Annotated in this window: 22 protein-coding genes; 10 read left to right on the top strand and 12 right to left on the bottom strand. The window is 60.6% G+C overall.

Annotated elements, in window-relative coordinates; all coding sequences use genetic code 11:
* The first annotated feature begins 26 nt into the window (after positions 1 to 26).
* Positions 27 to 314 (top strand): hypothetical protein, encoded by a 288-nt coding sequence (locus TRM7615_RS25300; RefSeq protein WP_125133638.1) that lies wholly within the window; start codon positions 27 to 29, stop codon positions 312 to 314.
* Positions 311 to 1855 carry an arylsulfatase gene (locus TRM7615_RS04205; protein WP_108785665.1) on the top strand — a complete coding sequence of 515 codons (1545 nt, stop codon included), beginning with the start codon at positions 311 to 313 and terminating at the stop codon, positions 1853 to 1855. The genes TRM7615_RS25300 and TRM7615_RS04205 overlap by 4 nt, the downstream gene beginning before the upstream one ends.
* Positions 1856 to 2141: 286 nt before the next feature.
* Here TRM7615_RS04205 and TRM7615_RS04200 read toward each other — a convergent pair whose 3' ends face one another.
* Positions 2142 to 2786: an NADPH-dependent FMN reductase gene (locus TRM7615_RS04200; protein WP_108785664.1), complete on the bottom strand. Its 645-nt coding sequence runs from the start codon at positions 2784 to 2786 to the stop codon at positions 2142 to 2144.
* Positions 2787 to 2902: 116 nt separating this feature from the next.
* Positions 2903 to 3529: a J domain-containing protein gene (locus TRM7615_RS04195; protein ID WP_108785663.1), complete on the bottom strand. Its 627-nt coding sequence runs from the start codon at positions 3527 to 3529 to the stop codon at positions 2903 to 2905.
* A 115-nt stretch (positions 3530 to 3644) separates the two neighbouring features.
* On the opposite strand from TRM7615_RS04195, the gene TRM7615_RS04190 reads away from it, so the two are divergent.
* The gene (locus tag TRM7615_RS04190) at positions 3645 to 3899 is read left to right on the top strand and encodes a BolA family protein (protein ID WP_108785662.1); all 255 of its coding nucleotides are present in this window, start codon (positions 3645 to 3647) and stop codon (positions 3897 to 3899) included.
* On the opposite strand, the gene TRM7615_RS04185 is transcribed toward TRM7615_RS04190, so the two are convergent.
* Positions 3896 to 4420: a DUF4177 domain-containing protein gene (locus tag TRM7615_RS04185; RefSeq protein WP_108785661.1), complete on the bottom strand. Its 525-nt coding sequence runs from the start codon at positions 4418 to 4420 to the stop codon at positions 3896 to 3898. The genes TRM7615_RS04190 and TRM7615_RS04185 overlap by 4 nt on opposite strands.
* Positions 4421 to 4559: 139 nt before the next feature.
* On the opposite strand from TRM7615_RS04185, the gene TRM7615_RS04180 reads away from it, so the two are divergent.
* Positions 4560 to 6086, top strand: coding sequence for a phospholipase D-like domain-containing protein (locus TRM7615_RS04180; RefSeq protein WP_108785660.1), 1527 nt, complete (start codon positions 4560 to 4562; stop codon positions 6084 to 6086).
* Positions 6087 to 6269: 183 nt separating this feature from the next.
* Here the strand turns inward: TRM7615_RS04180 and gatB are convergent, their stop codons facing one another.
* From gatB to pepN, 5 genes are all read right to left on the bottom strand, one after another.
* Positions 6270 to 7781, bottom strand: coding sequence for an Asp-tRNA(Asn)/Glu-tRNA(Gln) amidotransferase subunit GatB (gatB, locus tag TRM7615_RS04175; protein WP_108785659.1), 1512 nt, complete (start codon positions 7779 to 7781; stop codon positions 6270 to 6272).
* A gap of 93 nt (positions 7782 to 7874) precedes the next feature.
* Positions 7875 to 9149 (bottom strand): hypothetical protein, encoded by a 1275-nt coding sequence (locus TRM7615_RS04170; RefSeq protein WP_108785658.1) that lies wholly within the window; start codon positions 9147 to 9149, stop codon positions 7875 to 7877.
* 130 nt (positions 9150 to 9279) lie between these two features.
* Positions 9280 to 9711 carry a hypothetical protein gene (locus TRM7615_RS04165; RefSeq protein ID WP_108785657.1) on the bottom strand — a complete coding sequence of 144 codons (432 nt, stop codon included), beginning with the start codon at positions 9709 to 9711 and terminating at the stop codon, positions 9280 to 9282.
* Positions 9711 to 10451, bottom strand: a complete 741-nt coding sequence (locus TRM7615_RS04160; protein WP_108785656.1) for an SDR family oxidoreductase — start codon at positions 10449 to 10451, stop codon at positions 9711 to 9713. Before TRM7615_RS04160 ends, TRM7615_RS04165 begins: the two co-directional genes overlap by 1 nt.
* Positions 10452 to 10454: 3 nt before the next feature.
* Positions 10455 to 13007 carry an aminopeptidase N gene (pepN, locus tag TRM7615_RS04155; RefSeq protein ID WP_108785655.1) on the bottom strand — a complete coding sequence of 851 codons (2553 nt, stop codon included), beginning with the start codon at positions 13005 to 13007 and terminating at the stop codon, positions 10455 to 10457.
* 101 nt (positions 13008 to 13108) lie between these two features.
* Between pepN and TRM7615_RS04150 the strand changes: the two genes are divergently transcribed.
* From TRM7615_RS04150 to TRM7615_RS04130, 5 genes are all read left to right on the top strand, one after another.
* Positions 13109 to 14584, top strand: coding sequence for an FAD-binding domain-containing protein (locus TRM7615_RS04150; protein WP_108785654.1), 1476 nt, complete (start codon positions 13109 to 13111; stop codon positions 14582 to 14584).
* Positions 14584 to 14730 carry a DUF2256 domain-containing protein gene (locus TRM7615_RS04145; protein ID WP_108785653.1) on the top strand — a complete coding sequence of 49 codons (147 nt, stop codon included), beginning with the start codon at positions 14584 to 14586 and terminating at the stop codon, positions 14728 to 14730. Before TRM7615_RS04150 ends, TRM7615_RS04145 begins: the two co-directional genes overlap by 1 nt.
* Before the next feature lie 145 nt (positions 14731 to 14875).
* Positions 14876 to 17008, top strand: coding sequence for a malate synthase G (locus tag TRM7615_RS04140; RefSeq protein ID WP_108785652.1), 2133 nt, complete (start codon positions 14876 to 14878; stop codon positions 17006 to 17008).
* A 65-nt stretch (positions 17009 to 17073) separates the two neighbouring features.
* Positions 17074 to 17430: a GlcG/HbpS family heme-binding protein gene (locus TRM7615_RS04135; RefSeq protein ID WP_108785651.1), complete on the top strand. Its 357-nt coding sequence runs from the start codon at positions 17074 to 17076 to the stop codon at positions 17428 to 17430.
* 116 nt (positions 17431 to 17546) lie between these two features.
* Positions 17547 to 18326 carry a gamma-glutamyl-gamma-aminobutyrate hydrolase family protein gene (locus TRM7615_RS04130; protein ID WP_108785650.1) on the top strand — a complete coding sequence of 260 codons (780 nt, stop codon included), beginning with the start codon at positions 17547 to 17549 and terminating at the stop codon, positions 18324 to 18326.
* 1 nt (position 18327) lies between these two features.
* Here TRM7615_RS04130 and TRM7615_RS04125 read toward each other — a convergent pair whose 3' ends face one another.
* The 3 genes from TRM7615_RS04125 to TRM7615_RS04115 form a co-directional block, all read right to left on the bottom strand.
* The gene (locus TRM7615_RS04125) at positions 18328 to 20415 is read right to left on the bottom strand and encodes a Hint domain-containing protein (RefSeq protein WP_108785649.1); all 2088 of its coding nucleotides are present in this window, start codon (positions 20413 to 20415) and stop codon (positions 18328 to 18330) included.
* A gap of 449 nt (positions 20416 to 20864) precedes the next feature.
* The gene (locus tag TRM7615_RS04120; RefSeq protein ID WP_108785648.1) at positions 20865 to 23102 is read right to left on the bottom strand and encodes a xanthine dehydrogenase family protein molybdopterin-binding subunit; all 2238 of its coding nucleotides are present in this window, start codon (positions 23100 to 23102) and stop codon (positions 20865 to 20867) included.
* Between the two features lie 3 nt (positions 23103 to 23105).
* Positions 23106 to 23570 (bottom strand): (2Fe-2S)-binding protein, encoded by a 465-nt coding sequence (locus TRM7615_RS04115; RefSeq protein ID WP_108785647.1) that lies wholly within the window; start codon positions 23568 to 23570, stop codon positions 23106 to 23108.
* Positions 23571 to 23671: 101 nt separating this feature from the next.
* On the opposite strand from TRM7615_RS04115, the gene TRM7615_RS04110 reads away from it, so the two are divergent.
* Positions 23672 to 24250 (top strand): TetR/AcrR family transcriptional regulator, encoded by a 579-nt coding sequence (locus tag TRM7615_RS04110; RefSeq protein ID WP_108785646.1) that lies wholly within the window; start codon positions 23672 to 23674, stop codon positions 24248 to 24250.
* On the opposite strand, the gene kynU is transcribed toward TRM7615_RS04110, so the two are convergent.
* Complete coding sequence (gene kynU, locus TRM7615_RS04105) at positions 24243 to 25436, bottom strand: kynureninase (RefSeq protein WP_108785645.1); 1194 nt, start codon at positions 25434 to 25436, stop codon at positions 24243 to 24245. The two genes, TRM7615_RS04110 and kynU, sit on opposite strands and share 8 nt — an antisense overlap.
* Positions 25437 to 25444: the final 8 nt, after the last annotated feature.

Here is a 25444-nt window from a genome sequence, read left to right as displayed (position 1 = left end):
ATCCTCTCGGCCCCTGTCTGCGGGGCATGAACCTGCGTTTGGTGCAACATCTTTGGGGCAAGGGCAAGGGGAACCGGACGTTCCTTTCAGTTGTGCTGAAAAAAGGTTGTGAACTGGACTTATGGCGCGCGTCATTTGCGCCAATTCTGCCGGGTTTTGACGTGGCATGGACCAGAGCAGCCAATGGCGAGCGAAAACAATGGGACGCCTCGCCCGATGCGCGCTATACTATATATATTGAACCGGGTCGCCTTGATACGACTACGCCGGCGACCCTGAATTCCAACACATGTTGTTTTTGGGGAGAAAAATGACTGGACTAAGCCATTTGAGAAAGACGTTGCTGGCAGGTGCCATTGGCCTTGCAGGGACGGGGGCCGGCTTGGCCCAAGAAAAGCCGATGAATTTCCTGATCATCTGGGGCGATGACATCGGGTACTGGAACGTCAGCGCGTATAATCAGGGCATGATGGGGTATGAGACCCCCAACATCGACCGGATCGCTAAGGAGGGGATGTTGTTCACCCACGGGTATGGCGAGCAATCGTGTACCGCAGGGCGCGCATCTTTTGTGACAGGGCAATCGGGATTTCGCACCGGGTTGCTGAAGGTCGGGTTACCCGGCGCCAAAGAGGGGATCAGCGAAAAAGATCCCACGATTGCCGAATACATGAAATCCAAGGGCTACATGACGGCGCAGTACGGCAAGAACCATCTGGGCGATCTGGATGAGCACCTGCCGACAAATCACGGGTTTGATGAGTTCTTTGGTAACCTCTATCACTTGAATGCCGAAGAAGAGCCGGAAAACGCGGACTATCCACAAGACCCAGCCTTTCGTGAACAATTCGGTCCGCGCGGGGTGATCAAATCCTCGGCCGATGGCAGTGTCGAAGACACCGGGCCGCTGACCCGCAAGCGGATGGAGACGATTGATGAAGAGGTCACTGCCGGGGCTCTGGATTTCATCGTTCGCGCGGCCGATCAGGAGAAGCCCTTCTTCCTGTGGTACAACACCACCCGGATGCACATTCATACCCATCTCAAGGAAGAGAGCGAGGGTGTGACCGGTCTGGGCGTCTATCCGGACGGCATGGTCGAACATGACAAGATGGTCGGTCAGATGCTCGACAAGCTGGATGAGCTTGGCATCGCCGACAACACAGTGGTGATGTATTCGACTGACAACGGCGCCGAGGTGTTCAGTTGGCCCGATGGCGGCACGACGCCATTCCGGGGTGAGAAGAACGACAATTGGGAAGGCGGGTTCCGCGTTCCGATGATGATCAAATGGCCCGGCGTGATCGACCCCGGCAGCCGGTCGAACCAGATCATCAGCCATCTGGATTGGTTCCCGACGTTTATGTCAGCGCTTGGCGATGGTGACATGAAAGAGCGAATGCTGACCGAGGCGCCCTTTGGTGAGGCGAATGAACCGGTGCACCTGGATGGCTATGACTTCATGCCGTACTTCCGGGGTGAGGCGGAAGAGGGGCCGCGGCGCGAGTTCCTGTATTTTTCGGATGGCGGGGATCTGATGAACCTGCGCTACAATCGGTGGAAAGTGGTGTTCGCCGAACAGCGGGCACATGGGTTCGACGTTTGGCAGGAGCCACTGACCTTCCTGAGGCTGCCCAAGATCATCGATCTCTATACGGACCCGTTCGAGCGGGCCGAGCATGAGTCGATCGGGTACTCGAAATGGCGTCTGGATCGCACCTATCTGCTGGTGCCGGCCCAAGCGTTCGTGGCGCAGTTCCTGGCCACGTTCCAGGACTACCCGCCACGTCAGAAACCAGCGAGCTTCTCAATTGACCAAGTTCTAGAGAGCTTGCAACGGAACCAGGGCGGGTAGAGCCTAACGTTCTGTCCGAGACGAGATCAGGGCGTGCCAGGCAGTGGTCTGGCGCGCCCTTTTGTCATTTGGGAGGGTGATAAGGGGGCGCTCCCGCCGGTCGTTTGGGCATCAAGGATGCCCGCCTCCCGTTGGGCCCGGCCGCGCGGCGCGCGGCGGTTGGCGCTTTTATCAGCACAGGCGTTTCACGCGCGACCGCGCCGAGCGTTAAGCGAGGCGCCCGGCCCAAGGCCGTTGGCGGGGCTGACGAAGTCAGGTCTGCTCGGGCGCGGGAGGGCCCCTGGGGCTAGGGCGCGTTGCGTTGGGAGGGCGCGCGGTTGAACGGCGCGGTTGGGGAAGCCAGTTGATGCTGCGCCTTGGCGGCCGCGCTCCACCAGGCCAATTGCTGGAACGTTCGGCCAAAATATCCGGACCAGCGTTCGGCATCGACGCCTTGGGCGAAGTTGCCGTTCGATTCAAGCACGTCCTGTGCATGTGGAACGTGGATCATTGCCGAGACGGGCAGGCAGCCCAACTCGCTCAGGAACGTGCGCATGTTGACGGCTGCCCGAGTGCCGCCCCATTGGCCGGCGGAATAGGTGACAATCGCGCTTGGTTTGAACGAAAACAGTGAACTGCCGAAGTGGTTCAGCAGATCTGCCAGGGCAGGGCTCATGGAGTGGTTGTATTCCGGACTGACCGCGACATAGCTGTCCGCCGCCCGAATGCGCTGGGCCAGATCATCCAGATCGCCGGGTACCCGTGAGGGCGCATAGGAGAAATGGGGTTTGAGTCGCTGGGCCAGATCATAATCGAGCGGGTCGATGATCTCTGCCTCGATGCCGGCAGCCGCCAAATTTTGCGCACAGGCCTGCGCCACGCGGGCACCTAAGCGCTTGGGTTGAGGAGGGCTGCTCTCGCGCACAGATCCCAAGAAGACAAGCGTTCTCATTGTGACGAAGATCCCGACCTATGAACATTGCGGTGCCTGCACCGTCCCACCCTTGGGCGGTAAGGGTCAACACCTGTTCCGTCGGGATGCAAAACCGGTCCGCAGTCCCCAGCCGGTTACTTGAAGTTGCGGCTGTCCTTGATCTGATCCCAGGCCCAGACGACCTCTTGCAGCTGCTCTTCCTGGCTGCGGTCGCCGCCGTTCATGTCCGGGTGCAGCACCTTGATCAGCTTCTTGTAGGCCTTGCGCACCTCGGCCTTGGTCCAGCTGTCCTTTGCCTCGAGAATTTCGATCGCACGGCGTTCGGTGGGTGGCAGGCGTTTGCCGCCGCCGCCGGATGTGCGGCCCTTGTTCTGGGTGCCGTTGGCGCCCAATACCTGATGCGGGTCCTCGATGCCCAGGCGAGCCCAGGCACGGGCTTCGGGATCACCCATGGGTTTGGTCTCGCGTTCCCAAACCTTGTCTTTGGATTGCTGTGCGTTCAGTTCGGCTTCGGTGGTGCCGTCAAAGAAGTTCCATTTGAGATTGTATTCGCGCACGTGCTGCTGGCAGAACCAGTAGAAATCATCCAGGACGTCCGGCGCCTTTGGCGCGCGAAACTTGCCTGCTTCCTCGCAGCCAGGATGTTCGCAGACGCGCACCGATGTTTCGGATGCGCCCGACATGCCCCGACGTCCGCGCGGGTTCTTTTTCTTTGCGGAGGAGACAGACATATCGAACCCAAAGGGATCTGACTTAGCCATGATGGATACCTTTCGAACGCAACTTCTCGACTCGGAGGCCAGAGTTTAATCTAAGTGGCGGCAGATAGAAGAGGGCACGGTGAAAAAAACCGTGACAACAGGAAAGAAGACGCAAATGAGCATGACAGAAGAGATCCGCAATCGGCTGGAAACCGCCTTTAGTCCAACCGAGTTGGAGGTTGTGGACGACAGCGAGAGCCACCGCGGCCACGCAGGATACCAAGAAGGCGGGGAAAGCCATTTCAACGTGCGAATCCGGGCCGCGGCTTTCGAAGGAAAGTCACGTGTGGCGCGTCACCGCGCGGTTCACGCGGCTTTGGGCGACGTTGTCCCGCGGATTCACGCCTTGGCCCTGGACATCGACGTTTAGTCCCGTTTGGCTGTCTCGTCAGGCTCGGCTTCTTCGTCGGCCTGACGTTCGGCGCGGGCTTTCAAGGCCTCGGTCATGCCTGACACGTCGCTCAACTCTTCGACGCCATTGTCCTTGAGCATCCGCTCGGCGCCACTTGCCATGGGTGGATCGTTGACCTCGGCCGAGATTGGCGCGGGGGCGGCTATAGGTGCAGGTTCAGACTTTGGGTCGGGCACCGGTGTAGCGGCCATGTCATCTTCGGTCGTGGTAGCGTCTGCTACGATGTCTTCGATTGTGTCATCGCTACCGAGCACACGGCGAAACACCAGCATGTTGCGCCAGTTCTGAACCGATCCGGTCAGGCCCGAGCGTTCGTCACTGGGCAGCAACTCGGCGCGCTGAAACTCCCACCCGTCGGCGCCCATCTGGTTGAGCAACTGTTCGACGGTCAGGGCAAAGCGCCCTTCGGGGGTCTTCACGCCTTTGGCTTTGGTGCCTTTGGATGGCGCAGGAACGACTTTGTATTCGTAGCGGTGCATGGTGTTTCCCGGAACTTCGTGTCGCGGCAATCTAGCAGGTTAACGCGCAGGTAAAAGACCTGTTCGCGGGGAAAGGGCTGGTCTAGGGTGACATCAATGATCCCTTCGAACGAGTAAGGGCGGGGTGACGGACGAGGACATGGCGCAAAAATCAGGGTCCAATCGAAGCGTTGTGATCGGCGCAGTCCTTTTCTTTCTGCAGGCCTGCACCGGCGCGCCGCTGGATCAGGACACGCCCGTCACCCAGGCGCGTCTGGCGCCACAATCCACTCTTGTGACTGCTGCGCGTGAGCTGTCTCATGGGCAGGCGGGGTTTGTGCCGTTGTCTGATGGGGATCAGGCCCTTGGCGCCCGGTTGCGGTTGATCGAAGGGGCACAAGACACGCTGGATTTGCAGTATTTCCTGATGAAACCGGATTTAGGGGGCGCCTTGATCGCCGACGCGCTGCTTAGGGCTGCCGATCGCGGGGTACGGGTGCGGTTTCTGCTGGATGATTTCTTTACCACCGTGGATGACGGCAGCCTTGCCCTTGTTGATGCGCATGACAACATTCAGGTCCGTATCTACAACCCGGCGGCCCGGCCCTGGCCAAAACCGGTGGGCATGGCGTTGGAATTCTCGCGCGTGAACCGGCGAATGCACAACAAGTCCTTCACCGCGGATCAGGCCTTTGCCATCATCGGCGGGCGCAATATTGCGGATGAGTATTTCCAGCTCAACACCAGTTCCGAGTTTGCCGATTTCGATCTGTTGGTCGTCGGGCCGCCGGTCAAGGAAATCGGTCAAGCATTCGACCGGTATTGGAACGACGGCTGGGCGGTGCCCTTGAGCAGCCTCGGTCAACCCGCAACCGCGCAGGAGCTGCGTGAAGCCCGGGTAGAATTAACCGCAGAATTGCAACCTGCGCGCCAAGTCTATGATGATGCAGTCGAAAACCGCTACATCAGGCAAATCGGCACGTCGGCGGTTCCGCTTTATCGCGGGCGGGCCGAGCTGGTGGTTGACCCGCCAAAAAAGCTCAAGCAACCCGTGCGCGGAGGCCCCAGGCCCCTGGCCGAGACCTTGCTGGCGCGGATGCGCGATGCCAAGCGCGAGGTTATTCTGCTGACGCCCTATTTCGTGCCCGAAGATTACGGCGCGCGGCTGTTGTCCGATCTGGCGCAACGCGGGGTGCGGGTGCGGATCGTCACCAATTCGCTGGCGGCGACCAATCATCCTTATGTACATGCCGGGTACCGCAGACATCGCGCGGACCTATTGAAGGCGGGCGTTGAGCTTTATGAGTTGCGAGCGGATTCGCTGCAAGAACTGGGGCTGGTCCCGGCCGAGTCTGAGATCGGCGTCGTGATGCACACCAAGCTGGCGGTGATCGACAATACCGTGTTTGTCGGCTCGCTGAACCTGGATCCTCGGTCAATCAAGCAGAACACCGAGTTGGGGCTTTTCATGGCAAGCCAAGGGTTCGCGCGTGACATCCTGATCGACCTGGAACAAGGGCTTGTCGATTATACCTATCGCATCTCGTTGGACGACAATGAGCGATTGCAGTGGCGCTATGAGCAGCCCGACCTGATCACGGTGAAACAGCAAGAGCCGGGCGCCACATTCTGGAAGCAATTATTAGTGGGTATCACCGCGCTGCTGCCGGTCGAGCAGCAGCTTTAGGGACAATGTGTCGGGGAGGATCCCAAGAGCGGTGAACTGGTTTAGATATGTCAGTAAAGAGCTGAAGCCTCCAAGATGCCGCATCAGCGACGGTATGGAACAAGTTCAGATGTCAGCTTGCAAAGAAGAAGGCGGCGCAGATGCGCCGCCCATTCCAAAATTGACACTCTCGCTGAGCAGCCGTTACTCGCCCAGTTTCTGTGCCACCAGCTGGTTGACCGCCTTGGGGTTGGCCTTGCCGCCGGTCGCTTTCATCACCTGGCCGACGAACCAGCCTGCCAGCTTGGGGTTCACTTTTGCCTTTTCGACCTGTGCGGGGTTGGCCGCGATGATCTCGTCCAGTGCGGCCTCGATGGCGCCGGTATCAGTCACCTGTTTCATGCCGCGTGCTTCGACGATTTCCGCTGGATCGCCGCCTTCGGTATAGACGATCTCAAAGAGGTCCTTGGCAATCTTGCCTGAAATCGCGTCCGAGCTGATCAGATCGATGATGCCGCCCAACTGGACAGGGGACACGGGGCTGTCGGTGATCTCGTGGTCTTCCTTCTTCAGGCGACCAAAGAGCTCGTTGATGACCCAGTTCGCCGCCAGCTTGCCCGAGCGGCCCTTGGCGACCTCTTCGAAATAGGCTGCCGATTCCACTTCGGCCGTCAGGACCGAGGCGTCATAATCGGTCAGGCCAAAGTCCGCGATGAAGCGCGCTTTTTTGGCGTCCGGCAGTTCCGGCAGGGTGTTCGCGATGTCATCGACCCAGGCCTGCTCAATTTCGAGCGGCAGCAGGTCAGGGTCGGGGAAGTAGCGGTAATCATGCGCTTCTTCCTTGGATCGCATCGAGCGGGTTTCGCCTTTGTCTGGGTCATACAGGCGGGTTTCCTGATCGACCTTGCCACCACCTTCGACGATGGCGATCTGACGGCGGGCTTCGACCTCGATCGCTTGCTGGATAAAGCGCATCGAGTTCATGTTTTTGATTTCGCAACGGGTACCCAGATGCGAGAAGTCCTGTGTTTCCATGTACTTCTCATACTGACCGGGACGGCAGATCGAGACGTTGACGTCCGCGCGCAGGTTGCCGTTCTGCATGTTGCCGTCGCAGGTGCCCAGGTAGCGCAGGATCTGGCGCAGCTTGGCGATATAGGCGGCAGCCTCTTCAGGGCCACGAATGTCAGGGCGGCTGACGATCTCCATCAGGCAGACGCCGGTCCGGTTGAGATCGACAAAGGACATGTTGGGGTCCATGTCGTGGATCGACTTGCCTGCGTCCTGCTCCATGTGGATACGCTCGATGCGAACCAGACGGGCAGTGCCGTCGCCCATTTCAACCAGCACTTCGCCTTCGCCCACTATGGGGTGATACAGCTGGGAGATCTGATAGCCCTGCGGCAGGTCAGGGTAGAAATAGTTTTTGCGGTCAAACGCCGATTTCAGGTTGATGTCGGCCTTCAGCCCAAGACCGGTACGCACCGCCTGTTCGACGCAGTATTCGTTGATCACGGGCAGCATGCCGGGCATTGCCGCGTCCACAAACGCCACGTTCGAGTTCGGCTCGGCCCCGAATTGGGTCGACGCGCCGGAAAACAGCTTGGCGTTCGATGAAACCTGGGCATGGACCTCCATCCCGATCACCAGTTCCCAATCGTGCTTGGCTCCGGCGATGGTTTTGACTTTGGGTGTCTCGTAGGTCAGGTCCAGCATGGGTGTGCCTCTTGTCCGCAAGGTATCCAGCGCGTTCTAGGGGAGGTCGGCTGGGGGGGCAAGAGGGCAAAGAGCCAGAACCGGTGTAAGTGGTCAGGCCTCGACCCGGGGACCGTCGGGGGTAAAGGTGACGCGCAGGCCACGGCTGATTTCGTCCCGGAACAGGTGGGCGATCACGTGCAGGGCATCGGCGCGGCCGCGTGCGGCAAACCGGCTGGGCGAGGTGATGCGCGCATTGTTGTCGAATCCGTCGGCCGCGTGGGCCCAGATCAGAGGGTGGATCTCGGTCATGTGGTCGCGGATCAACCAGCGGTCATTGCTGCAGATTTGAGCGCGGACAAAATCGGCTCCTTCGTCCAGGCCCATGCCGTTGCGCAGGGCAACCGCGCAATAGGCGGCCAACAAATTGACCATCTCCTGTTCGGGGCGGGCCTTGATGATGTCGCGCAACCCGTCGACGAAAAACCCAACATCGACGCGGGCGCAGGCCTCTTCGTCCATGGCGATAGCGTCGAAATAGACCCAAGTGTACCCACCGGCACCCCAGATGTCTTGAGTGCGTGATGCCGTGCGACGCGCTTCCAGCTCCAACTCTTCATAAGACCCGAACCAGCGCGGCAAGAGTTGTGTCCCCATCGCCCGCATGTGGCGTTGGTTGCTCGGCGCCAGATCAATGAGCCGTTCGTATTCATCTGCAATCCGCGCGTTCTTGATCCGGCGCCCGGCAAAAAGCGCGCAGCGGGCGGCCATCAGAAACGGGCTGGAGCGGGTTTCGTCGGCGAAGGGGGTCAGCAGATCGGCGGCGCGGTCAAAATGCGCGGCGCAACGCTCGCGGTTCAGGCGCGGCACGATCGAATCCCAACCCGTTCCGCGCCAGGCCCAACCGACATCGATATGGGTCAGCGCGACCACTGCCGTCAGCATTGCGTCGCCGGGATGATCCTTGAGAACCTCTTCGAGCCCGCTGATGCCCTCCGTCAGCGATGCTGCATTTGCTGGAACCTCTTCGGCCAGAGCGTGCTCAACGGCCTGGATGACGTCAGAGCGGGCACCGTAGGCCAGCAGATCCGCCACAGGCGTTCCATTGGGCGCGACCTTTCGTGCTGTATCAGCTGCGGCCATTTCGGCTGCCAGCTCGTCCCACCGATCCTGGCGGGTCAGAAACTGGCCGCGATTTTGCTGCTCGCGGGTAAAGACTTCGCCGACCGAGCGGTTGGCGACGGGAATGCTCAGCCAATCTTCCGCCCGGAAAGGCTCGCGCTTTGGTGCAATGGGGGGAGTTGTATCGGGCGCAAGACGTCGGTTCGAAAACAGACCTGCCAAATGGGGCAGTAGGTGGCGGGAAACAAAACGAGGACGATAAAACATTACAGCTCCGAAACGGGTTCTCTGACCTTAGTCCGTTCAAGTTGACGCTAATTTGCGGCACAAACGTGTCCAAGCTGGGATGTTTCGGGACAGCTTTTTGGGAGTTGGGCAGAGTTACGTGCCACATTCCCTAAAGAATGGTGAAATGATGCCGTTCCACACGCAAACCGTGTGCTTGCAGGACATCCTCGAACACGCGGTGCGGCGGCAGGCTGTCATAGGGCAGCCGCACACGCTTGTCAGAGGTCAGGTAGATGGTGACCCGGACGGAGAAGTCCCACCGGGTGTCAAAGCGCAGATAGTCGATCTCATCCAGACGCACCTCGGCCGAGTGGCGACCGCTGAACCAGGACAGGGCTTGGTTGTCCAATGTCAGCCCGGCTTTGGCATCGTTGACCAGATCCCACAGGGTCGGCAGGGTGAACAACGCCAGCCCGGCCATGATCCACCAGGCTGCGTTGAACAGGATGATCAAGGCAATCAAACCGGCATAGACCGCGATCAGGATCGTTACCGTCCTGGGTTGCCGCTGATGACGCTCGAACGAATAGGGCTCTGCCATCACCGCCCGCCCGAGACGTCCAGGCAGGTGCCGGTGACATATGACGCCTGATCCGACAGCAGATAGAGCACCGCATCGGCGACCTCTTGCGCAGATCCGGTGCGTTTCATTGGAACCATATGCGACAAACGTTTCGCCCTGCCAGGCTCGCCGCCCTTGGCGTGGATGTCGGTTTCGATCAGGCCGGGGCGGATCGCGTTGACGCGGATGTTGTCGGCCGCCACTTCATCGCTCAACCCTTTGGTAAATATGTCGATTGCGGCCTTTGAGGCGGCATAGTCCACATATTGGTTGGCCGACCCTAGGCGTGCCGCAGCGGATGAGATATTGACGATGGACCCACCGTTGCCATGCGCCTGCATCCGCAGCACGGCCTCTTTCGCGACCAGTATCGCCCCAATCACGTTGATGTCGAACATCCGCCTAAGGCGGTCGTGGGTCAGATTGGTGACCTTGGCGGTCATGTCGACAATGCCTGCATTGTTCACCAGCCCGTCGAGGCGGGGGAACGCCTCGTCCACCTGAGCATAGATCCGGGCGATGTCGTCCGGCTCGGCCACGTCGCCCTGACACAGTACAACTTGCGCGCCTGCCGCTTGCGCAGCCTCAGTCACGGCAGACGCGCCCGCATGATCGCTGCGATAGTTCAGCGCCAGATCATAGCCCCGTTCGGCAGCGAGCCGCGCTGTGGCTGCACCAATCCCAGCACTGGCACCGGTGATGAGTAGGGTTTTACGCATGGTTCATGCCCCCCGGATGCGGGTGATCATTTCGGTGACATCACGGGACAGCTGGGGTGTTGCAGCGATACGGTCGAGCTGCGCGCCGATTAGGGTTTGGCACCCCTCGTCATAGCGCCGCCAGGTCTGGAACGCGGAACACATGCGCGCGGTGGTTTGCGGGTTGACCGGGTCAAGTTGGATCAGCCATTCGGCCAGCAGCTCATAGGCCGTGCCGCTGGCGTGGTGGAACCCGGCGTGGTTCATCGCCAAAGCGCCAAAGACAGCACGGAAGCGGTTGGGGTTCTTCCAGTTGAAATCGGCATGCTGGGTCAAGGTCTGGGCGACCGTTGCTGTGTGTTCGGGATCGGCCAGTGAAACCTGCAGCCCGAACCATTTGTCGATCACCAACCTGTCGTCTTTCCATTGATCATAAAACGCCTGCAGCTCGGCCTCTCCCTTACCCGCGCGGATCAGACACCCAAGCGCCGACAGTTGCAGGGTCATGTTGTCGGCCTTGGCATATTCCGCAGCCGCCAATGCGCCGCCATCCAAACGAGTGATCAGCGACAGCGCCGCACTGCCCAAGGCGCGACGGCCGGATTGGTCCGCATCCGGAAGGTAAGGGGCCGAAACCTGTGCCTCGCCATGCAGACGCGGCAGCAGATCCTGCATGTGCTGCGCTTGTGCCTGGCGCAGGGTTTCGGTGGCTGACCAGATCGCCTGCGGATCGGGGGTGGTGCCGCCATCGTGCAAAGCGGCGGCCAGTTCCGACTGCCCCGGCAGGCCCAGCATCAGCGCGCGGTAAGCGGGGTCGAGTGTGTCATCGCGCAGCACCGCCTGTACTCCGTCGAGATAAGCACCCGAAGGTGCTGCACCATCGGTGATCATGGTCAGCAGGGTTTCGCGCGCCAGCGACCGCCCGGCGTCCCACCGGTTGAAAGGGTCGGTGTCATGGGACAGCAAAAAGGCGCGCTGGGCGCTGCTGGTGTCATGCTCAAGGATCACAGGCGCAGAAAAGCCGCGCAGGATCGAAGGGGTGGGTTTTGCGGCCAGCCCATCAAAGGTGAACGACTGCTCGGCCTCTGTCAGCTCCAGAATGCGTGTCTCGGCCACCTCATCCCCGTTTGGTCCTAGCAGCCCCACAGCGACCGGGATCACCTGCGGTTGCTTGGTATCCTGACCGGGCGTGGCGGGCGTCGATTGCTTGAGGGTCAGGGTGTAGATGCCCTCGGAGTAGTCCTCGGATACCGCCACCCTTGGCGTGCCCGCCTGAGAATACCAGCGCTTGAACTGGCTCAGATCGCGGCCTGTTGCATCCGCGAACACCTGCAACCAATCCTCAATCGTGGCTGCGTCGCCGTCGTGGCGGTCGAAATAGAGATCCAGCGCCTTGGCGTAAGCCTCATCCCCCACCAACGTCTTGAGCATGCCGATCAGCTCGGCGCCTTTTTCATACACAGTGGCGGTGTAGAAGTTGTTGATCTCAACAAAGCTTTCCGGGCGTACCGGATGCGACAGCGGGCCGTTGTCCTCAGGAAACTGCCGTCCGCGCAGGTCGATCACGTCGCGGATGCGTTTCACGGGCTCGCTGCGCATGTCGGCGGTGAATTGCGCGTCGCGGAACACGGTCAGACCCTCTTTCAGGCACAGCTGGAACCAATCGCGGCAGGTGATGCGGTTGCCGGTCCAGTTGTGGAAATACTCATGCGCGATGATCGCCTCGATCCGTTCGAAGTTGTCATCGGTCGAGGTCTCGGGAGAGGCCAGAACGCAGGACGAGTTGAAGATGTTCAGCCCCTTGTTCTCCATCGCGCCCATGTTGAAGTCATCAACGGCCACGATGTTGAACACGTCCAGATCGTATTCGCGGCCGTAGACATCCTCGTCCCAGGTCATCGACTTTTTCAGGGCTTCCATGCCAAAGGCACATTTGCCTTCATCGCCCGGACGAACCCAGATGTTCAGCTCGACATCCTTGCCGGATTTGGTGGTGAAACGATCAGGGTGGTTGATCAGGTCTCCGGCCACAAGTGCAAAGAGGTAGGCCGGTTTCGGCCATGGGTCATGCCATTCTGCAAAGCCATCCCCCTGATCGGTGGGGTTGCCGTTCGACAGCATGACCTTTTCGGTGCCGTTGATGCGCACGGTGAATGTGCTCATGACGTCTGGACGGTCGGGGTAGTAAGTGATCTTGCGGAACCCTTCGGCCTCACACTGGGTGCAATACATGCCGTTCGACATATAGAGCCCCTCAAGAGCGGTGTTACCGGCCGGGTCAACCTCGACCTCGGCCTCCCACACAAACGGCGCGTTGGGGACGTCGCAGGTCAGGCCCTTGTCGGTGACATTCGGCAAAACGGGTTGGCCGTCGATGCTGGCGCGGATGAGCTTCAGTTCTTCGCCATGCAAAAAGAACGTGTGGTCAGCGGCATCAGGGTTGGGGCTGAATGTGATCCGCGAGGTGACGCGCGTGGCATTTGGGGACAGGTCGAACGTCAAATGCACATCGTCGACGGTAAATCCGAACGGCGTGTAATCCTTGAGGTAAATGGTCGTGGGGGCAGCGTCGCGCATGGGAGTGGTCCTGTTGGTCCGATTTGGGGTGACGTTAGAAACAATGGCTGGGGGCTGCAAGCGGGGTTTCCCGCGCGGCTTATTCCGCTAGCTCTCCCCCTATGACGGTGATCTGTTGGTTCAAGAAAGACTTGCGTGTTCATGATCACGCGGCCCTTGCGCGGGCGGCGGAGCTGGGGCCTGTGTTGCCGGTCTATGTGCTGGAGCCTGCGCTGTGGCAGCAGCCCGACATGTCCGGGCGACAGTTTGCCTTTCTGCGCGAAAGCCTGCGAGATCTGCATCGGGAATTGGCCGAGGTGGGTCTGACGCTGTGCGTGCGTGTCGGCGATGCGGTGCAAGAGCTTGAGGCGCTTCGGCAAGAGACCGGCGCGCAGCATATGGTCAGCCACGAGGAAACAGGAAACGCCTGGACCTTTGCCCGTGATCGCGCGGTGGCAGATTGGGCACGTAGCCAAGGGGTGCAGTGGCAGGAATTGGCCCAATCCGGTGTGATCCGACGGATGAACGGGCGCGACGGTTGGGCCAAAAAACGCAACGCTTATCTGCGGAACCCTTTGCTGAGTTTGCCAGCGATACAGGGCATCACTGCAACCTCGCACCCGTGGCCTGATCTGCTGCAGGACGATTGCCCAAGCCGTCAGTGGGGCGGGCGACAAGAGGGTCTGCTATTGCTTGGTGGCTTTCTGACTGAGCGCGGGCGGACCTATCGCAAGGCCATGTCTTCACCACTCGAGGGGGCGACGGCCTGTTCACGCCTTTCGCCGCATCTGGCTTTTGGTACCCTCTCGGGGCGCGAGGTGGCACAGGCCACTGCCGTACGGCAACGCGAAATCACGGGAGGGCGCACCGGCTGGTCCGGGTCGCTCAAGTCATTTCAGGCACGGCTCGCCTGGCGTGACCACTTCATACAGAAGCTCGAAGATGAGCCACCCCTGGAGTGGCAATGCCTTCATCCCGCGTATGAGGGGCTGCGCGAAGATGATGCCACACGTCGACAGGCCTGGGCCGAAGGGCAGACCGGCTTGCCGTTCGTGGACGCCTGCATGCGTTCGTTGGCTGCAACGGGCTGGCTGAACTTTCGCATGCGGTCGATGGTGATGGCCGTGGCGTCGTATCATCTCTGGCTGGACTGGCGCGCCACGGGGCAGCATCTGGCGCGGATGTTCACCGATTACGAGCCGGGGATTCACTGGCCGCAGGTGCAGATGCAATCGGGCACCACGGGTATGAATACCATCCGGATCTACAACCCGGTCAAGCAAGGCCACGATCAGGATCCCACCGGAGCATTCACGCGGCGATGGGTTCCCGAGTTGCGTGAGGTGCCGGATGAATTTCTGCAAGAGCCCTGGAAATGGGAGGGGGCCACGCGCTTGCGTTACCCCCAGCCCTTGGTCGAGCCGCAGACAGCTGCACGCCATGCACGAGAGGGGATCTGGGCGGTGCGGAAGGGGCAGGGTTTTCGTGATACGGCCCACCGGCTGGTCGATCGTCACGCATCACGCAAGCGTCCGCCAAGACCGGCCAAAACCAGACAAACCCGCGTTGATCAGAGACAGTTGGGGTTTGATTTTTGATGCCCAGATCGCGCAGGAAATCCGATTTGCCGCAAAAACAGTGCCGCACCTGCGGTCGCCCATTCAGCTGGCGCAAGAAATGGGCCAAGGTTTGGGATGACGTCCGCTACTGTTCCGAGCGATGTCGCCGCAATCGGTCTTCTTGAAATCCCGAAAACAGTTTCAGGCGGATTGGTAAAGCCATCTTACCGGTTTTGTTGCCTATCGGAAACAACTGTTCTAATTAATGTCCAACTTTGAATTGAATGCCATTGCATACAGGCGTGGCGCGTCGGGATGAGGATGTCTGACATGACAGCAAGAGTGGACAAGTCCGGGTTGCAGATTGCGCCTGAGTTCGTGGAGTTTATCGAGGCGCAGGCCTTGCCTGGAACAGGTGTCCCGGCGGGGGAATTCTGGGCGGGTCTGGCGCGCATGATGGTCGAGCTTGGGCCAAAGAACCGCAGCATGCTGGACAAGCGCGCCGAGATTCAGAGCCGTGTAGACGCCTGGCATCAGGCCAACCGCGACGCGGATGCCGCTACATACGAGGCGTTTCTGCGCGAGATTGGCTATTTGGTTGAAGAGGGTGATGACTTTTCCATCGACACGGCCAATGTCGACCCTGAAATCGCGTATATTCCTGGCCCGCAGCTGGTGGTGCCGATCACCAATGCGCGCTTTGCTCTGAACGCGGCCAACGCCCGCTGGGGCAGCCTTTATGATGCGCTTTATGGCACCGACGCCATGGGCGATCTACCTTCGGCTGGTGGCTATGACACTGCGCGCGGTGCACGCGTCATTGCCTGGGCCAAACGGTTCCTGGACGATGCAGCACCATTGGCCAGCGGGTCGTGGAGCGATGTTGGGGGCGTGAGCGTTGTTGATGGCGCGCTGGTTCCGGCTTTGACAGATGCGGGCGCATTTGTGGGGCATGGCGGGTCGGCGGATAAGCCGGATTTTGTTCTGCTCAAGAACAACGGGTTGCACATTCAGATCATGATCGATGCAAGTTCGAACATTGGGTCCAGTGATCCGGCGGGCATTGCCGACGTGCGCTTGGAATCGGCGCTGTCGACCATCATGGATTGCGAAGACTCGGTTGCGGCCGTTGATGCCGAAGACAAGGCGCTGGCCTATGGCAACTGGCTGGGCCTGATGAAGGGCGATCTGGCCGAAGAGGTGACCAAGGGCGGTTCGACCTTTACTCGCACCCTGTCTGACGATCTGAGTTACACCGCTGCTGATGGCGGTGCAGGTTTGCTCAAGGGCCGGTCGCTGATGCTGGTGCGCAACGTGGGCCACCTGATGACCAACCCCGCTGTGTTGGATAGCGAAGGCAATGAGGTCGGCGAGGGGCTGCTGGACGCTCTCTGCACCACTATGATCGCGATGCATGACCTGCAGCGCGAAGGGGGCAACTCGGTCCATGGCTCGGTCTATGTGGTGAAGCCCAAGATGCATGGCCCCGAAGAGGTCGCCTTCTCGGTCGAGATCTTTGACATGGTCGAAGACATCCTGGGCCTGCCGCATAACACCGTAAAGCTGGGCATCATGGATGAGGAACGCCGCACGTCTGTGAACCTCAAGGAATGTATCCGCGCGGCCAAGAGCCGTGTTGCCTTTATCAACACCGGTTTCCTGGATCGCACCGGGGATGAAATCCATACCTCGATGGAAGCAGGCCCGATGCTGCCCAAGGGTGATATCAAGAACACGCCCTGGATCGCGTCGTATGAGGATCGCAATGTCGACATCGGTCTGGCCTGTGGCCTGAAAGGCCGTGCGCAGATCGGCAAGGGCATGTGGGCCATGCCCGATCGCATGGGCGAGATGCTGGAGGTCAAGATCGGCCACCCGCAGTCCGGTGCAACCTGCGCCTGGGTGCCGTCGCCGACCGCTGCAACACTGCACGCAACGCACTATCACAAGGTTGATGTGTTGGCGCGACAGGACGAACTCGCCGCAGGCGGGGCACGCGGTACGCTGGCTGATCTGTTGACCGTGCCGCTGCTTGGTGGGCGCAACCTGAGTGATGACGAGATCACGCGCGAGATCGAGAACAATGCGCAAGGCATCCTGGGCTATGTGGTGCGTTGGGTCGATCAGGGCGTCGGCTGCTCGAAAGTGCCGGACATCAACGATGTGGGTCTAATGGAAGACCGGGCTACCTGCCGGATTTCGTCTCAGGCGTTGGCCAACTGGCTGCACCATGGTGTGATCGAAGAAAGTCAGGTCATGGACGCGATGCAGAAGATGGCTGCCGTGGTCGATGAGCAAAATGCAGGTGACGCGGAATATCGCGCAATGGCGCCCGGTTTTGACGGGATTGCGTTTCAGGCGGCTTGCGATCTGGTGTTCAAGGGGCGTGTGCAACCTTCGGGCTACACAGAGCCGGTATTGCATGCACGACGTCTGGAGCTGAAGGCCAGCTTGAGCGCGTGAAGACAAAAGGGGGGGACGAGGCCAAGCCTCGCTCCCTGAACAAGGTAAGCAAAGGAAAAGCAGGGATGGCACTTTCACTGAGACGGGCGCGGACGATCATTCGCAAGGCGCTGGAAAAGGGTCGTGAGGATGGCGCGGCACCGGGGCGGTTCGCGATTGCGCATGGCAAGGCCTATGGCTCGGTCATGCTGGGCATGGCCGGTACGGCGCAGATGGCGCGGGCCGAAGGGCAGGCCTATTTCATGGCAGCAGTGAACGGCCTCTATGGTGGTCAGGTCATCCCGGTGCCGGGCGGCGTGCTGGTGCGCGACAAAAAGGGCACCGTGATCGGCGCTGTAGGTGTGACCGGCGATACATCGGACAACGACGCGACAGCCGCTCTGGCTGCGATCGAGGCGGTTGGACTGACGGGCGAGGTTTGAGCCTAGCCCTGTGCGTCACTGAACAACGACCTGCGCCATGGTGCAGGTCGTGCGCTGTTGCAGAGGTTGGATCAGCTCGATAGGTTTGCCCGTGACGCTCAGCTTAGGGAGACCCCATGTCGCGACCGGTCGTTGGTATCATCGGCAACTCATATCTGATGAATGATCAATATCCCACCCACGCGGGGGGGACGATGAACTCGGACGCGGTGGCTAATGTGGCCGGGTGTATGCCCTTGCTGATCCCGGCGGATCCACGGTTTCTGTCCGTGGACGAGCTGCTGGACACATGCGACGGTTTTCTGCTGACCGGCGGTCGGCCCAATGTACACCCCGAAGAATACGGCGAGCCCGAGACCGAGGCGCATGGTGCGTTTGACCGGGCACGCGATGCGATTGTGCTGCCTTTGGTGCGGTCCTGTGTCGAACGCGGCCAGCCGTTTCTGGGTATTTGCCGCGGGTTTCAAGAGGTGAACGTCGCCATGGGCGGCACGCTCTATCCCGAAATCCGCGATCTGCCGGGCCGCATGAACCACCGGATGCCCCCGGATGGAACGCTGGAAGAAAAGTTTGCGCTGCGCCACACGGTCGAGATGTCCGAGAACGGCCCATTCCATCGCCTGTTTGGCGCGCAAGAGGTGATGACCAACACGCTGCACGGACAGGGGATCAAGCGCCCTGGCGCGCGGATCGTGATCGACGGCTACGCGCCCGACGGCACGCCCGAGGCGATCTATGTCAAGGACGCGCCGGGGTTCACCCTGTCGGTGCAATGGCATCCCGAATGGGACGCGGCCAATGATCCGGTGTCGCGCCCGCTGTTTCAGGCGTTTGGGGATGCGGTGCGGTCCTGGGCCTGCGCGGGCAAGGGGCCGTCACTGCAAAAATCGGCGTAAGTTACGCGGCAAGCACGCGGGCCTCATGCGCTCGCAGGCACAGCCGGGCGGTTTCACCAAAAGAGCCGTGATGGCTGCGCAGTTCCGGAAAGATCGAGAACATCTCGGCCCGGCACTGGCCGGTCAAGGCGTCAAGCGCGGCGTCGCCGGGAAAAAAGGTCTCGGTCGGAGCGCCGTTGGCATAAATGACCTCATGCTGGTCCAGCATCAAGTGCATGTAGGTGACGTCGCCGCCCTCGACTCGGCGCGCGCCCGGGTTGCTCAGCAGATGTTGTGCGGCAACCAGGACTTCGCTGTCTCCAAACAACATCTGTGCGCGTGAACCTGACCACAGCATCCGATGCTGGGGCGAGACCAAAAGCGGTGCGGTCGCGCCTTGCAGCAGGGACTGGTGCAATTCGACGGGCGCGTTGGCGCCGGTGGCCTCTACCGTCTTTTGTCCTATCCAGCGCAGCGGCTGCGGGCCGTGGTCGCGGGTCACGATCAGATCCCCGGGGCGCAGATCCTCGATCAGGCGCAGGCCGTAGATGGTGTCGATAAACGTGCCTGGGGTAAAGTAGATGATGCGCTCGATGTTCTGGAAGGTGACGATGGAGCCGTCGGTCATCTCGACCGTACCGGCCAGATCACCGGGCGTGGTCGAGGTGAAGTTCAGTGTGCCATCGACGGCCAGGCCGTTGAAGTCCAGCAGGTCGCCGTCGGTTTCATCGCCTTCGCCACCGTCAATCTGGATACTGGCGCTGCCCGCCTCGCCCAGATCGGTCAGCACAAAGGTGTCGTCGCCTTCACCGCCCTGAACCGTGTCTCCCTGAGCGGTGTTGAAGGTGTCGTCTCCGGCGCCGCCATCAGCGGCATCTGCGCCACGGCCCCCGTTGAGCACGTCGTCGCCGTCTTCGCCGAACATGGTGTCATTGCCGCTGCCGCCGTTCAGGGTGTCGTTGCCTCCGGTCAGGGGAATGGGTTCGAAAAAGACGTCGGTGACCCAGATTGCCTGGGTGCCGGACAGGGCGTTTTCATAGACGATCTCGATTTCCGAGACGGGGCCCGCGATCTCGACCAGAACGGATCCGGCCTGGTCGGCTTGGGTTTCACCCGAATCCCCGGCCGTGACAGTGTTGCCCGAGGCCGTGTCCGGGTTCGCGGCTGTTGAATCCGGCGTAATCGTGACCGAGACCGGGTTCCCATTCGCATCGACGGCGTTGATGGTGATGACATCCCGGTGGTTGCCCGAGGCAAAGTCGACATCGTTGATCCGGAAAGAGACGTTTTCGACCTCATCCTGAACATCCGCACCTGTGGCGGCCGAGAAATCCAGGGTGGTTGTCGACGTGGCGCCATCGCCATTGCCGAACAGATACAGCGAGGATTGTGTGTTGAAAGGTTCGTCTGTGCCGACATAAAGCGCATCAGAGCTTTCGATCGAAAACTGCGGCGCGTTGTTTCCGTCGTTGCTGAAGCTGACGGCCACATCGATGTCGCCTGTGTTCTGGGTAAATCCACCCGAAACATCGGTTTCATCCGCGGCCTGGGCGTCCCAGTTCAGAGCTTCGATCGAGCGGTCGCCGTAAAGAACGTCGTCGCCCTGGTTGCCGCGCAGGATGTCGTCACCGGCGCCGCCAAGCAACCAGTCGTCGCCAGACAATCCGCGCATGTCGTCGTCGCCGGAGAATCCCAGAACCAAATCGGCATTGTCAGCGGAATCATTCAGGCTGCTGCCAAAGGCATCCGTGTATGCGGCGTCAATGGTGTCGTTGCCAAGGGTACCAAGGACGACATTGTCGGGAAGGTCGGTCGGGACATCAAACGGGGAAGGGGGGGTGTAAGCAGGCGCCGAAATTGTTGAGGCGCTGGTGAGCGTATCAACCTCGCCGAAGTCCGGAACAAAGTAGACGTTGCCATCCTCGGCAACAAAGAACTGGCCGGGTTCCTGTTCGTTGGTGAAGGTGACGCCGTTGTCGACACCGGTGAACACCCATTGTCCGGCGCCAAGCGCTGTTTGATCATTGAAAAAGGTCCAAGCGCCACTGATGACATCAGCAGCGTTGAGCGTGTTGTCTGCTCCCAACGAGACAAGGTAACCGAACGGCATGATACTGGTCCTGACTTGGCTTGCGTGTCCAAATCAGGAAACGCCCGCGCGATATTCTGCAAAACGGGCCTTCATGGATTCAACGATAGTCCTTCCGTCCCATTTAACGGGTTAAGGAGCGTCAAAGGCAAAAGGACGGAGGCATTCTGACGAAATCGGGGTGTTTTTCGGAAAACTTGCCACAATTGTTTCCAAAGAGTGGACGATGATGGTGCAACAAGCGGGGGGCTCCCGCCCGTCGGCCACGCCCCTGCCAGGGCATAGCCTCCCGTTGGGCCGGGCCTCGCTTCGCTCGGCGGTTGGCACGAAACGCTGGACACGAGGCGAAACCGCGCCGCGCGCAGCGCGGCGCGCGGCCCAAGGCCGTGGCGGTGCTGGCGAAGCCAGGATTGCCCGGGTGCGGGAGCGCCCCGTCTTGCAGGGGCGTTGCCGGTCGCGTTTTGCCGGTCTCAGATCAACAGATCGAAGGTGTGGCTCAGGGGCAGACTGCGCGCGCGTGTCCCCGTCAGATCAAAGAGCGCATTGCCAAGCGCGGGCATCGACGGTGGTGTGCCTGGTTCTCCTGCGCCGCCCATGAAGCGGTTGGTTTCCAGCACCTCAACCTCAACCTCGGGGGCAGAGTGCATCCGCAAGGCATCGTAGTCGGGGAAGTTCCACTGTTCCACTTCGCCTTCGTCAAAGGTGATCTCACCAAAGCACGCCGCCGACAGGCCGTACATCATGCCACCGAACATCTGCGCTTTGACCACATGCGGATCAATCGCCAGCCCCATGTCACAGGCAATCCAAGCCTTGTTGATGCGAATGGTGCCATCCTCATCCACCACCTCGATCACCTGCGCAACGGGTGTGCCAAAGCTGTAGGTCATGGCAACACCGCGTCCCACACCATCGGGTGTCTTGCCGGTCCAGCCGGACATGTCGCGCACTTTCTCAAGGCACCGGGCCGCCACATCCCATTCGTTGCGGGCATGCTCCAGTCTGAACTCAAGCGGATCACGACCAGCGGCATGGGCCAGCTCATCCATGAACGTCTCATGGAAGAAACCGTTGTAGCTGTTGCCGACCGAGCGCCAGAAGCCTACCGGAACCTGTACGTCCGCCACGTAGCCGCTCATGCGATAATTGGGAACGGCATAGGGCTGATTGAAGAACCCTTCTACCAGGATCTTGTCGGGGCCGCCACCGGCGATTCCGGTGATCCGCTCCATCGCCTGCTGAACAGGCGATTGTGCCGCAACATGACCGTCGATCAGAACCGCTTTGCCGTCCTTGACCGCGCCGCGCAGTCGGGCCATCGCACCAGGGCGGAAATAGTCGTGGCGCATGTCTTCCTCACGCGACCAGGTGGTGAGGACGGGCGTGCCGGGGACCGCCATGGCGACCTTGACCGCGACTTCGACAAAGTCCAGCTCCAACCGGCGTCCAAAACCACCACCCAGATAGGTGGTGTTGATCTCGACCTGTTCGCTTTCCAGCCCGGCGACACTGGCGGCCCGCATTTGCGCAAAGAGCGGCATCTGCGTGCCGGTCCAGACCTGCAACCCGTTGCCGTCCAGCTGAGCGGCAGCTGTCATTGGTTCCATGGTTGAATGGGCCAGATAGGGGGCTGTGTAATCGGCTGTGATCTCTGTCGCGCCTTCGACCGGCGTATCCACGTCACCGTCGTCGCGCATTGTCGAGTTTGGTGAGCCGTCAAAGGCCTTGGCGATCTGATCGAAAATCGCGTCCGTTGTGGGCGGATATGTGGCATCTTCCCATTCGATCTCGACCGCTTCGGCGGCTTGAATGACCAGCCAAGTGTTGGTGCCGATCACAGCGATGCCGTCGCCGATGTCGATAATCTTTTCGACACCCGGCATGGACTTGGCATCGCGATCTTCGAACGCCTTCATCCCACTACCCAGCTTGGGGTTACGGCGCACGGTGGCGAATTTCATCCCCGGCAGGCGCACATCGATGGCAAATTCGGCCGTGCCGGTGGATTTACCCACCATGTCCACCCGCGGTTGGCTGCGGCCCAGATAGCGCCATTCGGCCGGATCGCGCAGCTCAGCCTCGACCGGTTCAAGCCCGGCTGTGGCCTCGGCCAGCTCGGCATAAGGGATCGCGGTGCCGTCGGGTGCAATCACCTGTCCGGCCTCGGTTTTCAGCTGGCTGCGATCCACGCCCAACTGTTCGGCTGCGGCCTGCTTGATGGTCTCGCGCGCACTGGCGCCGGCCTCGCGCATGCGGATGAACCCGTCCTTCATCGAGGTCGAGCCGCCGGTGCCATGCAAGGACAGCGATTTGCCGATGACACCCAGAGCCTCGCCCAGATTGTGCTGGAAATCGCTCTTGTCATATCCCTTGCCGGGCAGACCGTCAGACAGGAAAGCCGAGTTGTAGTACGCCGCAGCCGCAGGTCCGTGCAGAACGTTGACCTGCTCCAGCTCGACATCCAGCTCTTCAGCGATCAGCGCCGCCCAAGAGGTTTTGACGCCTTGGCCCATCTCGGCGCGCGGCGCAAAGAGCGTCACGCCATTCTGGTCGATGAGGACAAAGGGGTTGAGTGCGGCCTGACCTTCGCTGGGGTCCAGCGGATTGGGGGCGGCACGTGTGACGCGATAGGCACCAAAGGCCACACCGCCAACGATGGCAGCCGAGCCGATCAGGAAGGTGCGGCGCAGGATTTTTCCGATACCCATGGATCAGGCCTCCTTGATCTTGCTGGCCGCTTCATGGATCGCGGCACGGATACGGGGGTAGGTGCCACAGCGGCACAGGTTGCCTTGCATCGCATCATCGATGTCGGCATCCGTGGGCGAGGGGTTCTCGGCCAATAGCGAGGCCGCTTGCATGATCTGACCTGACTGGCAATAACCACACTGTGCGACCTGATTTTCGACCCAGGCTTTTTGAATGGCGGCCAGGCTGTCAGGCGTGCCGATCCCTTCGATCGTGGTAACGGGGCCGTCGACATCTGACAGCGACGTCTGGCAGCTGCGCACCGCCTCGCCGTTGATGTGTACGGTACACGCGCCGCACGCGGCAACGCCGCAGCCAAACTTGGTTCCGGTCAATCCAACTTCGTCCCGCAGCACCCAAAGCAGGGGCACGTCGTCGGGCAGGTCGACCTGATGGGTCTTGCCGTTGATGGTGAGTGTGGTGGCCATGGCGCGTTGGTCTCCGCTTTAGCTAGGGTTCCTGACATATTTAATGTAAAGTGTCAGGGTGTCAATTGACAGTTTGAACAAAAACTGTCAGAGCATGAAGCATGAAAGACATCAGCACTGATCCAAAGCAGCAGGCAATCCTTGGCTCGGCGTTTCAGGCCTTTGCGACCTATGGGTTCCGCAAGACGTCGATGGACGACATCGCGCGCGGTGCAGGCATGTCGCGGCCGGCGCTGTATCAGCACTATCGCAACAAGGAAGACATCTGCCGCAGCCTTGTTCAGCATCACTATGACAAAGCCACAACGGCCGTGTCCGAGGCTTTGTGTGCGCGCGGGTCTGTGACGGAATTGCTGAGCGCCGCAATGCTCAAGCAGGGCGAAGGCATTGCAGTGTTGCTGGCTTCTCCGCATGGCATGGAATTGCTAGATGCCAGCTCTAGCATGGCCTCTGATCTTGTCGATGCAGGTGAGGGCGCATTGCAGGCGCTTTATGCCGAGTGGATGAGCCAAGAGGCCGCCAAAGGCCGGGTGCATCTGCCGGGCGGCGCGTCCGAGATCGCGGCAACGCTGACCACGGCGCTCAAGGGCGTGAAACTCCACGCCCCTGATTTTGAGGTCTATACCGCCCGCGTCAGCCTGCTGGCGGCCATCGCAGGGGCTGGGCTGTCCATCAAGTAACGCGGTTGCGGACTTTGTATTCCGGCCGGTCCCACAGTTTGTTGTTCATCACATCTGAAATGATTGCCACGGCGGCATGCACGTCGCCCTCGTCGATGTAGAGCGGGGTGAAGCCAAACCGCATGATGTCGGGGGCGCGGAAATCACCAATGACACCACGCTCGATGATCGCCTGCATTGCGGCATAGCCATCTTCAAAGCTGAACGACACCTGGCTACCTCGGACCTCTGCATCGCGCGGGCTGGCCAACGCGAGCATGGGGCAGTTTGCTTCGACCTCGGCAATGAACAATTCGGTCAATTCGATGGACTTGGCGCGCACCTCATGGATGTCGGCCAAGTCCCAGACGTCCATTGCCGTTTCAAGAGCGGTCATTTGAATGACGGGCGGGGTGCCAACGCGCATGCGCTCGATCCCGGAACCTGGGCGGTAATCCAGATCAAAGGCAAAGGGCGCTTGATGACCCAGCCAGCCGGACAGCGCCGGGCGCACCTGATCGGCATGGCGCGGTGCCACATAGATGAACGCGGGCGCGCCAGGCCCACCGTTGAGGTATTTGTAGGTGCAGCCAACCGCGAAATCGGCCTTGCAGCCCGCCAGATCTACCGGCAACGCTCCGGCCGAATGCGCCAGATCCCAGACGGTGACGATCCCGTTGGCGTGAGCCTTTTCGGTCAGCGCCTTCATGTCGTGTTTGCGCCCGCTCCGATAGTCGACCTCGGTGATCATCAGCACTGCGACGTCGTCAGTCAGGTTGTCACCTACCGCGTTGGGGTCGACCACACGCAGTTCGTAATCATCCCCAAGCGAACGCATTAGCCCATCGGCCATGTAAAGGTCGGTGGGGAAGTTGCCGTTGTCGGATAGGACAACCTTACGGCCGGGGTTCAGCTCCAGCGCCGAGGCGACCGCTTGGTAGACCTTGATCGACAGGGTGTCGCCGGTGACGATACTGCCTGGTTCTGCCCCGATCAGGCGGCCGATGCGATCCCCCAGATCGGTGGGTTTTGCCATCCACCCGGCCTTGTTCCAGCCGGTGATCAGCATCTGGCCCCATTCGTCGGTCATCATGGACTGAACGCGCGCGCCTGCGGCCTTGGGAAGGGGCCCCAGCGAATTGCCGTCCAGATAGATCACGCCCTCGGGCAACTCGAACATGGCCTTGGTGGCAGCGAAGTCGGTCATGATGGCCT

Origin of the sequence: Falsiruegeria mediterranea M17, from assembly GCF_900302455.1 — a bacterium.
Taxonomy (GTDB): domain Bacteria; phylum Pseudomonadota; class Alphaproteobacteria; order Rhodobacterales; family Rhodobacteraceae; genus Falsiruegeria; species Falsiruegeria mediterranea.
This window is presented reverse-complemented; position numbering and strand designations above follow the sequence as displayed.

Coding starts and splice junctions, on each gene's coding strand:
- TRM7615_RS25300 (WP_125133638.1), top strand. CDS start 27: ATGAACCTGCGTTTGGTGCAACATCTTTGGGGCAAGGGCAAGGGGAAC.
- TRM7615_RS04205 (WP_108785665.1), top strand. CDS start 311: ATGACTGGACTAAGCCATTTGAGAAAGACGTTGCTGGCAGGTGCCATT.
- TRM7615_RS04200 (WP_108785664.1), bottom strand. CDS start 2,786: ATGAGAACGCTTGTCTTCTTGGGATCTGTGCGCGAGAGCAGCCCTCCT.
- TRM7615_RS04195 (WP_108785663.1), bottom strand. CDS start 3,529: ATGGCTAAGTCAGATCCCTTTGGGTTCGATATGTCTGTCTCCTCCGCA.
- TRM7615_RS04190 (WP_108785662.1), top strand. CDS start 3,645: ATGAGCATGACAGAAGAGATCCGCAATCGGCTGGAAACCGCCTTTAGT.
- TRM7615_RS04185 (WP_108785661.1), bottom strand. CDS start 4,420: ATGCACCGCTACGAATACAAAGTCGTTCCTGCGCCATCCAAAGGCACC.
- TRM7615_RS04180 (WP_108785660.1), top strand. CDS start 4,560: ATGGCGCAAAAATCAGGGTCCAATCGAAGCGTTGTGATCGGCGCAGTC.
- gatB (WP_108785659.1), bottom strand. CDS start 7,781: ATGCTGGACCTGACCTACGAGACACCCAAAGTCAAAACCATCGCCGGA.
- TRM7615_RS04170 (WP_108785658.1), bottom strand. CDS start 9,149: ATGTTTTATCGTCCTCGTTTTGTTTCCCGCCACCTACTGCCCCATTTG.
- TRM7615_RS04165 (WP_108785657.1), bottom strand. CDS start 9,711: ATGGCAGAGCCCTATTCGTTCGAGCGTCATCAGCGGCAACCCAGGACG.
- TRM7615_RS04160 (WP_108785656.1), bottom strand. CDS start 10,451: ATGCGTAAAACCCTACTCATCACCGGTGCCAGTGCTGGGATTGGTGCA.
- pepN (WP_108785655.1), bottom strand. CDS start 13,007: ATGCGCGACGCTGCCCCCACGACCATTTACCTCAAGGATTACACGCCG.
- TRM7615_RS04150 (WP_108785654.1), top strand. CDS start 13,109: ATGACGGTGATCTGTTGGTTCAAGAAAGACTTGCGTGTTCATGATCAC.
- TRM7615_RS04145 (WP_108785653.1), top strand. CDS start 14,584: ATGCCCAGATCGCGCAGGAAATCCGATTTGCCGCAAAAACAGTGCCGC.
- TRM7615_RS04140 (WP_108785652.1), top strand. CDS start 14,876: ATGACAGCAAGAGTGGACAAGTCCGGGTTGCAGATTGCGCCTGAGTTC.
- TRM7615_RS04135 (WP_108785651.1), top strand. CDS start 17,074: ATGGCACTTTCACTGAGACGGGCGCGGACGATCATTCGCAAGGCGCTG.
- TRM7615_RS04130 (WP_108785650.1), top strand. CDS start 17,547: ATGTCGCGACCGGTCGTTGGTATCATCGGCAACTCATATCTGATGAAT.
- TRM7615_RS04125 (WP_108785649.1), bottom strand. CDS start 20,415: ATGCCGTTCGGTTACCTTGTCTCGTTGGGAGCAGACAACACGCTCAAC.
- TRM7615_RS04120 (WP_108785648.1), bottom strand. CDS start 23,102: ATGGGTATCGGAAAAATCCTGCGCCGCACCTTCCTGATCGGCTCGGCT.
- TRM7615_RS04115 (WP_108785647.1), bottom strand. CDS start 23,570: ATGGCCACCACACTCACCATCAACGGCAAGACCCATCAGGTCGACCTG.
- TRM7615_RS04110 (WP_108785646.1), top strand. CDS start 23,672: ATGAAAGACATCAGCACTGATCCAAAGCAGCAGGCAATCCTTGGCTCG.
- kynU (WP_108785645.1), bottom strand. CDS start 25,436: ATGACCGACTTCGCTGCCACCAAGGCCATGTTCGAGTTGCCCGAGGGC.